8 protein-coding genes are annotated in these 6,170 nt (G+C 77.6%); 3 read left to right on the forward strand and 5 right to left on the reverse strand.

Going from position 1 to position 6,170, the window contains the following annotated elements:
• Position 1: 1 nt before the first annotated feature.
• Complete coding sequence (locus U5M74_RS16100) at positions 2–1,099, reverse strand: DMT family transporter (protein ID WP_410909933.1); 1,098 nt, start codon at positions 1,097–1,099, stop codon at positions 2–4.
• Between the two features lie 82 nt (positions 1,100–1,181).
• On the opposite strand from U5M74_RS16100, the gene U5M74_RS16105 reads away from it, so the two are divergent.
• Together U5M74_RS16105 and U5M74_RS16110 are read left to right on the forward strand one after the other, a co-directional pair.
• On the forward strand, positions 1,182–2,099 hold the full coding sequence (locus U5M74_RS16105) for a LysR family transcriptional regulator (RefSeq protein WP_410909934.1): 918 nt from the start codon (positions 1,182–1,184) through the stop codon (positions 2,097–2,099).
• A gap of 80 nt (positions 2,100–2,179) precedes the next feature.
• On the forward strand, positions 2,180–2,581 hold the full coding sequence (locus U5M74_RS16110) for an FKBP-type peptidyl-prolyl cis-trans isomerase (protein ID WP_410909935.1): 402 nt from the start codon (positions 2,180–2,182) through the stop codon (positions 2,579–2,581).
• 65 nt (positions 2,582–2,646) lie between these two features.
• Here the strand turns inward: U5M74_RS16110 and U5M74_RS16115 are convergent, their stop codons facing one another.
• The 4 genes from U5M74_RS16115 to U5M74_RS16130 form a co-directional block, all read right to left on the reverse strand.
• Positions 2,647–3,033: a VOC family protein gene (locus tag U5M74_RS16115; protein ID WP_410909936.1), complete on the reverse strand. Its 387-nt coding sequence runs from the start codon at positions 3,031–3,033 to the stop codon at positions 2,647–2,649.
• A complete protein-coding gene (locus tag U5M74_RS16120; RefSeq protein WP_410909937.1) occupies positions 3,030–3,440 on the reverse strand; it encodes an ArsR/SmtB family transcription factor in 411 nt (136 codons plus the stop codon). The genes U5M74_RS16115 and U5M74_RS16120 overlap by 4 nt, the downstream gene beginning before the upstream one ends.
• Positions 3,441–3,611: 171 nt before the next feature.
• Positions 3,612–4,775 (reverse strand): class I SAM-dependent methyltransferase, encoded by a 1,164-nt coding sequence (locus tag U5M74_RS16125; protein WP_410909940.1) that lies wholly within the window; start codon positions 4,773–4,775, stop codon positions 3,612–3,614.
• A gap of 118 nt (positions 4,776–4,893) precedes the next feature.
• Entirely contained in the window at positions 4,894–5,307 is a 414-nt protein-coding gene (locus U5M74_RS16130; protein ID WP_410909938.1) for a DUF5997 family protein, read from the reverse strand.
• 53 nt (positions 5,308–5,360) lie between these two features.
• Between U5M74_RS16130 and U5M74_RS16135 the strand changes: the two genes are divergently transcribed.
• Positions 5,361–6,170: LysR family transcriptional regulator substrate-binding protein (locus tag U5M74_RS16135; protein WP_410909939.1), on the forward strand; the 810-nt coding region annotated here is incomplete at its 3' end.

Raw genomic sequence — 6,170 nt, forward strand, 5'->3', positions numbered from 1 at the left:
GCTAGCGGGCCCGGCCGGCGCCGACCCGGGGCTCGGCGCGGCGCCCGACCCGGCGCTCGGTGCGGGCGGGGCGGCGCCGCAGCGTCGCCACCGCCACGCCGGCGAGCGCGAGGACGCCGCCGGCCAGCGCCGCCGCGGGCGGCACCTCGTCCAGCAGCAGCCACGACATCGCGACGACGAGCGGCGGGACGGCGTACGTCGTCGCGGCGGTGCGGCCCGCGCTCGAGCGGGCCAGCGCGTAGCCCCACGTGAGGAACGCGATCGCGGTGGGGAACACGCCGAGGTAGACGACGGCGCCCACGGACGACGCCGGGGCCGCGGCGGCCTCGCGCACCAGCGCCGGCAGGAACGGCAGGCAGGCGACGGTGCCGGCGAGGCAGCCGAGCCAGGTCATCGTCAGGGCGTCGACGCGCGGCAGCAGGTGCTTCTGCAGCACGGCGGCGCCGGCGTAGACGAGGGCGGCGACGAGCCCCAGGACGACCCCGACGGCGTCGAACCGGCCGTCCGACGTCGCCGCCGCGATGACCGCGACCCCGGTGAACGCCACCGCGACCCCGGCCATCAGCCGCCGCAGGAAGCCCTCGCCGAGCAGCAGGCCGGCCAGCACCGCGACGAGCATCGGCGCGATGTTCACCAGCAGGGCGGCGGTCCCGGCGTCGAGGTGCTGCTCCGCCGCGTTGAGCGCGACGTTGTACACGCCGAACCAGGCCACGCCCCACGCGGCCACGAGGGCCAGGGTCCGGCCGCGGGGGAGCCGGCCGGCGGGCCGGCCCGGGAGCCGGTCAGGGTGCGCGGCCTTGCGCCGGCCGCCCCGCACCACGGCCACCACGAGGGTCAGCGCGAGGGTCCCGACGGCGATCCGGCCGAGCGTCAGCCCGCCGGCCGAGAAGTCGTGCGCGGCGGCCCGGATGCCGACGAACGCCGACGCCCACAGCACCACCGTCACGCCGAGGGCCGCCCACGTGAGCCAGCCGCGCCCCGGCGTCCCGGGCGCCGGGGCGTCCTGCGCGGCCGTCGGGGCCGGCGCGGCGCCGGGTGCGGCGGACCTGGGTGCAGCGGACCCCGGCGCGGCTGCCGGGTCGGGGTGCATCGTCGTCATGCGTCGATCCTCGCCTGCCATCACCATGAAGCACCAGTTCAGGTCTCTACCGCTCGATTCAGCCTGGCTGTACGGTCGAGGCATGCTCGACGTGCACCGTCTGCGCATCTTCCGCTCCGTCGTCGCGAGCGGGTCCGTCGCCGCGGCCGCCGCGACGCTCGGCTACACGCCGTCGGCGGTCAGCCAGCACGTCGCGGCGCTCCAGCGCGAGACGGGCCTGGTCCTGCTCGAGCGGGCGGGCCGGGGCGTGCGGCCCACCGCGGCCGGGCGCGCGCTCGCCGCCGAGGCCGACGGCGTGCTCGCGCGCCTCGGCGAGGCCGAGGCCGTCGTCGGGGACCTGCGGGCGGGACGCACCGGGACGCTGTCGGTCGCCTACTTCGCGTCGGTCGGGGCCGCGTGGCTGCCGGAGGTCGTGCACCGGCTGACCGCCCGGCTGCCGGGCGTGCGCCTCGACCTCGAGCTGCGGGAGGACGTCGCGGACGACCCCGACGAGCGGCCGGACCTGCAGGTCGTCGTGGCGCAGCCCGACTTCGCGCCCGGGCCGGGCTTCCGCGCGCGCCACCTGCTCGACGACCCGTACGTCGTGGTGCTGCCCGCGGCGCACCCGCTCGCCGGGCGGGCGGAGGTGGGGCTGGCCGAGCTCGTCGGCGAGCGGTGGGTCGACAACGACTTCGCCCGCGGCTGGTGCCGGCGCAACCTTCTCGAGGCGTGCACCGCCGCCGGCTTCAGCCCCACCTTCCACGTCGAGGCGCACGACTACCCGACGGCGGTCGCGTTCGTGCGCGCCGGGATCGGCATCACGGTGCTGCCCGCGCTCGGGGCGCTCCACCTGCCGCCGGGCACCGTGGCGGTGCCGGTGGTCCGGCCCACGCCGGTGCGCTCGATCCACGCGGTGGTGCGCGAGTCGGTCGCGGCCACGCCCGCCGCGCGCACCGCGCTGGAGGCGCTCGTGGCCGTGGCGGCGGCCGGCGGCCGGGCCCCGGCCGAGCCCGCCCCGTAGGCTGGTCGGGGCCCGGACGCCGCCCCCGCCGGCGGCGTCCGACGCCGTCCTGAGACCGCCCCTGAGATGAGGTATCCCTCGTGACCACGCTCCCCACCGCCTCCGGCAGCTTCGGCGACAAGCCGGCCATCACGTTCCCCGAGGGCGGCGCGCCGTCCGGCCTGCAGGTACAGGTGCTCGAGGAGGGCACCGGCCCGGTCGTCGAGTCCGGCCGCACGATCGTCGTCAACTACCTCGGCCAGACGTGGGGCGGTCACGTCTTCGACAACTCCTACGACCGCGGCGCGCCCATCGACTTCCCGATCGGCGTCGGCGCCGTCATCGGCGGCTGGGACAAGGGCCTCGTGGGCAAGAACGTCGGCTCGCGCGTGCTGCTGTCGATCCCGCCGGAGCACGGCTACGGCATGCGGGGCGTGCCGCAGGCCGGCATCGGCGGCGGCGACACGCTCGTCTTCGTGGTGGACGTCGTCGGCGTGCGCTGATCCCCTCGCACGACGACGGCGCCGGCGGACCCTGGGGTCCGCCGGCGCCGTCGTCGTCCGCCGGGCTACGCCATCTGCTCGATCTGGATGAGGTTGCCGCAGGTGTCGTCGAAGACCGCGGTGATCGCCGGGCCCATCGGCGTGGGCGGCTGCGTGAACTTCACGCCGAGCCCGGTGAGCCGCTCGTGCTCGGCCGCGACGTCCGCCACGGCGAACGAGGTGAACGGGATGCCGTCGGCCACCAGCGCCTCCTTGAAGGGCCGCACCGCCGGGTGCTCGTCCGGCTCCAGGACGAGCTGGACGCCGTCCGGGTCCTCGGGGGAGACCACGGTGAGCCACGCGTGCTCGCCGAGCGGGACGTCGTGCTTGGGCACGAAGCCCAGCACGTCGGTGTAGAACGCGAGGGCCTTGCGCTGATCGTCGACCAGGATGCTGCTCAGGTGGATCCTCATGGCTCGTCCTCGGTGTCGGGGTTGGGGGTGTCAGGGGTGCTGGTGTCGGGGGTGCGGGGGGCGCCGTCGGGCACCGGCCAGCGCCGAGCGATCTGCGCGAGCGGCCGGGTGTCGACGTCGTGCAGCTTGTAGCGGCCCTGCCGGTGCGTGCGCACCAGCCCGGCGCGCTCCAGCACGTCGAGGTGCTGGGAGACGGCCTGGCGCGACGAGACCAGCCCGCGGTTGGTGGTCAGCCGGGCGCAGAGCTCGAACAGCGTCTGGCCGTCGCGCGCGACGAGCTCGTCGAGGATCGCCCGCCGGGTCCCGTCGGCGAGCGCCCTGAACACCTCGGGCTGGTCGGCGTCGGTGCCCGCGGCGGCGTCCGCGCCCGCGCCCGCGGCGTCGGTGCCGTCCTCGCGCTCCGTCATGCCGCCGACGTTAGGCAAGCGGCGACTTGCCTGTCAAGGTGTGGGCGCGCCCTCGCCGACCCGCCCCCGCGTCGTGTCAGTACGAGCGCAGGCCATGGCGTGCGCTCGTACTGACACGTGACGAGGGTGGGGGAGCGGGCGCCCGGGAGGGGAGAGCGGGGCGGCGGGGCGTCAGCCGCGGACGCTGCGGGTCACCGTGAACCGCGGTTCCTGCGCCACGTGCTCGGTCGGCCCGACGGCGCGGGCGAGCGCCGCGCGGTAGCGCAGCGGGGTGTTGAACACCGTCCACAGCTCACCGCCGGGCCGCAGCACCCGCCCCGCCGTGGCGAACATGCGGTGCGCGGCGTCCGTGCGCACCGCCGCGCGGTCGTGGAACGGCGGGTTGAGCACCACCAGGTCGGCGCTCGCGTCCGCCAGCCCCTCGCCGGCGTCGTCGCGCACGACGACGACCCGGTCGGCGACGCCGTTGGCGCGCGCCGTCGCGCGGGCGGAGGCGACGGCCGCCGCCGAGCGGTCCGTCGCCACCACGCGTGCCCCCGGCGACCGCAGCGCGAGCACGGCGGCGACCAGCCCGGTGCCGCAGCCCAGGTCGACGGCGTCGGCCACGTCGGCGGGCCAGCGGTCGGCCGTGCTGAGCAGGAAGCGCGTGCCGTGGTCGAGGGCGGCGCCCGCGAACGTGCCGCCGTGCGCGGCGACGGCGACGCCCGCCGTGCCGGCCGCCGCCCGCAGCGCGGGGTCGGCCAGCGTGGCGGTCGTGGGGAACGCCGGCGGGGCGTCCCGCCGCTCGGGGCGCACCCCGGACGCCACGAGCACGCGCGACTTCTGCCGCGCGAGCGTGGCGCGCACCTCGCCCAGCTCCGCGGCGAGCACGTCGTTCATGGCGCGGGTCATGTGCTTGACCCGGCCGCCCGCGAGGAGCACCACGTCGTCGGCCGCGGCCCGCGCCACCTGCTCGGCGACCTCCTGCAGCTCGGCCAGCGCCGACGGCAGCTGCAGCAGCACCACCCGGGCGCCGCGCACGACGTCGGGGCCGAGCCCGGCGTGCACGGCGACGCGGGCGCTCTCCCCGGCGAGGTCGACGTGGTGGCGTACCGCGGCCTCGGCGGTCACGGCGTCGGTGTGGACCCGCACGTCCGGGGCGCCGAGCGCCAGGGCGCCCAGGGTCAGCGCGCCGAACCGGTCGCCGAGGACGACGACGTCGCCCGGCCGGGCGCCGGCGAGCAGGGGACGCGCCTCGTCGAGCAGCAGGCGGTCGGTGGCGTCGACGGCGACGGGGCCGTCGGCGCGCGAGCCGTCCTCCGGCCACGGGGTCAGGCCCGCGAGCGCCTCCGCCAGGCGCGCGCCGGCCACGTCGTCGCCGGCCCCGGCGCCCGCGGTGCTCGCCGAGCCCGCCGTGCTCGCGGTGGTCCCCGGCGTGCCGTCGTCGGTGGTGCGGTCGCTCGTGCCCGGCACGTCAGTCGCGCTTCGCAGACTTCCGGGCGGCCTTCTCGCGCTCGGCCGCGGCGCGGGCCGCGAGGCGCTCCTCCTCCTCGCGCACCGTGGCGGCCACCGTGCGCTCGTGCTCCAGCCAGGCGGGCGGGTCGGCGCGCAGCTCGTCGATCTGCTCGGTGGTCAGCGGCTCGGTGATGCCGCCGCGGGCCAGGCCGGCGATGGACACGCCCAGGCGCCCGGCCACCACGGGGCGCGGGTGCGGGCCGTTGCGGCGCAGCTCGGTGAGCCACTCCGGCGGGTTCTTCTCGAGCTCCTCCAGCTCGGCGCGGGTCACGCCCTTCTCCTGGAACTCCGGGGGAGTGGCGGGCAGGTAGACGCCCAGCCGCTTGGCGGCGTTGGACGGCTTGAGGACCTGCTGCGAGAAGGGGGTGGCCATGGGTCCAAGGGTACGGGGCCGCGGCGGGCCGACGGCGCCCGTAGCCTGGGCGCGTGACCTTCCGCCTCGCGTACGTGCCGGGCGCCACGCCGGGCAAGTGGGCCCGCACGTGGCGCGAGCGCCTCCCCGACGAGCCGCTCGAGCTCGTCCAGGTGCCCGCCGCCGACGCCGCCGCCGCCCTGCTCGACGACCGCGCGGACGCCGCGCTCGCCCGCCTGCCGGTGGACAAGAGCGTCTTCAGCGCGATCGCGCTCTACGAGGAGCTGCCGGTCGTCGTGGTCTCCCGCGACCACCTGCTCGCGGCCACCACCGAGGAGGAGACCGTCGCGGCCGCGGACCTCGCCGACGACGTGCTGTGGCTCGCCCACGACGACGTGCTCTACGCGGCGGACGAGGCGCGGCCGGGGCGCGCGCCCGTGGCCTACGGCCCGGACGGCGAGGTGGACCCCGGCGCCGAGCCGGAGCGGCCCGCGACGGCCGAGGAGGCCATCGCCTGGGTCGCCGCGGGCGCCGGCGTCACCGTCGTGCCGATGTCGCTGGCGCGCCTGCACCACCGCAAGGACGTCACCCACCGCGTGCTCGAGGGCGGCCCGACGGCGCCGGTGGGCCTCGTGTGGGTCACCGACCGCACCACGGACCTCGTGGAGGAGATGGTCGGCATCGTGCGCGGCCGCACGGCCAACAGCTCGCGCGGACGCGGGCAGCGGCGCGACGACGACGGCGCGGCGCCGCGCGGCGACAAGGGCCCGCGTGCCGCCGGCGGCCCCCAGCGGAAGAGCACCCCTCGGAAAAACAGTCACGCCAGATCCGATAGCGTATGCCGGCGTCGGGTTGTACAAGGGGGGGGGGGGGGGGGGGGGGGG

This window comes from Puerhibacterium sp. TATVAM-FAB25, from assembly GCF_046535855.1.
GTDB lineage: Bacteria > Actinomycetota > Actinomycetes > Actinomycetales > Cellulomonadaceae > Puerhibacterium > Puerhibacterium variabilis_A.